This window comes from Chloroflexota bacterium (assembly GCA_026710945.1).
Lineage (GTDB): Bacteria > Chloroflexota > UBA11872 > VXOZ01 > VXOZ01 > VXOZ01.
This window is the reverse complement of record JAPOQA010000052.1, coordinates 1-1,780: the sequence shown is the minus strand read 5'-3', so window position 1 is coordinate 1,780 and position 1,780 is coordinate 1. Positions and strand designations below refer to the sequence as shown.

The 1,780-nt window shown below is 62.8% G+C and carries 2 protein-coding genes; one reads left to right on the top strand and one right to left on the bottom strand.

Annotated features, from left to right (window positions below; all coding sequences use genetic code 11):
- On the top strand, positions 1-129 hold a 129-nt coding region (locus OXE05_10390; protein MCY4437728.1), incomplete at its 5' end, for an IS5/IS1182 family transposase.
- 107 nt (positions 130-236) lie between these two features.
- Here OXE05_10390 and leuB read toward each other — a convergent pair.
- Complete coding sequence (leuB, locus tag OXE05_10385; GenBank protein MCY4437727.1) at positions 237-1,316, bottom strand: 3-isopropylmalate dehydrogenase; 1,080 nt, start codon at positions 1,314-1,316, stop codon at positions 237-239.
- Positions 1,317-1,780 lie beyond the last annotated feature (464 nt).

Here is a 1,780-nt window from a genome sequence, read left to right as displayed (position 1 = left end):
TTGGTGGAAAACGCCTTCCGCCATCTCAAAGAATGGCGGGCAGTAGCCACCCGCTATGCCAAAACGTCGGCCTCTTACCTGGCTGCCTGCCAGATCAGAGCCCTGGCGCTCTGGATAAAACTACTTTGACGACACGCCCTAAGGTGTCAGGCCGAAACGGCGGTGCAGTTGCACATTCGCGCGCCGCTCCTGACACGATGAGCGCTGTCTGCAGGCATCCAATTGGGAAAGCAATCCTAGCCAATTCGCTGCAGCACGGCTTCGCCCATCTCTTGCGTTCCCACCGCGCGTTCGCCAGCCGCGCCGCTTGCCAGGTCCGGCGTGCGGTAGCCTGCTGCCAGCACGTCTTCCACCGCGCTTTCAATTGCCCCTGCTTCCTGCTCCAGGCCCAAAGAATGGCGCAGGAGCATGGCTACAGAGAGGATGGCGGCCAGGGGATTCGCCTTGTTCTGGCCGGCAATGTCCGGGGCCGTGCCGTGCACCGGCTCGTAGAGGCCGCGCCGCCCGCGGCCCAGGCTGGCGCTCGGTAGCATGCCCAGGCTCCCTGTCAGCACTGAGGCTTCGTCTGAGAGAATGTCGCCAAACATGTTCTCGGTCACCAGCACGTCGAAACGTTGTGGATCATTGATGAGATGCATGGCGCAGGCATCCACCAGGATGTGCTCGACCGTTACGTCGGGATACTCCTCAGCTACCTGCTCCGCAATCTCGCGCCACAGCCCGCTGCTTGCCAGCACGTTAGCCTTATCCACCGAGGCCAATTGCTTGCGGCGCTGCCGGGCAAGATCGAAGCCCAACCGGATGATGCGCTCCATCTCGCCGCTCGTATAGGTGAGCGTGTCCTTGACGCGAATGCCCTGCTTATTGGCGCTCCGCCCGCGCGGACGGCCGAAGTAGAGGCCGCCGGTAAGCTCCCGCAGCACCAGCAAGTCGGTGCCGTCCACAATCTCGCGCTTCAGCGGCGAGGATTCAATGAGGGCGGGAAAAGTCTTCACCGGGCGTAGGTTGGCATAGAGGCGCAGCTCTTTGCGCAAGCGCAGCAGGCCGTACTCCGGTCGCGCCTCCGGCGGCCCGACGTCCCACTTTGGGCCGCCCACCGCGCCCACGAGGATGGCGTCGGCTTGCTTGCAGAGCGCCAGCGAGTCGTCAGGCAAGGGCGCACCGGTCGCGTCGATGGCATTGCCGCCGATACGCCCTTCGCTCAATTGAAACGTGTGACCGCAAGAGTCCGCCACATGCTGGAGCACCTGCGCGCCCCAGGCCGCCACTTCCACACCAATCCCGTCGCCGGGCAATACCGCGATTTTCGCTTTCATGTACTACTCCACACTGTGCTTCCTCGCGGGGCAACACACCCCGCACTACTTGCCGGACTTGCAATGTCCTTCTGTCAGTCTGCTCTGCTACGTTGATATAGTCTCCTGCGGGGGACAAACTCCGCGCTAGGCCTCCTCCGGGTAACGAACCCCCGCGCTACGTCTCCTGCGGGGGACAAACTCCGCGCTAGGCCTCCTCCGGGTAACGAACCCCCGCGCTACGTCTCCTGCGTGGGACAAGCCCCCGCGCTACGTCCCTTGCGGGGGACGAGCCCCCGCGCTACGGTAGGAAAGACTGCACAAAGTCCGTCATTCCCGCTTGCGCGGGAAGGTGGATTCACATTTCAAGTGCAACACTTGGTTGATGAATATTTCTGCTGGCGTTTGGTAGCTGAGGCACTTGCGCGGGGTGTGATTGTACGCTTGTACCAGCTGCGCAAAGCGCTCATCGGGCATTTCCGCCA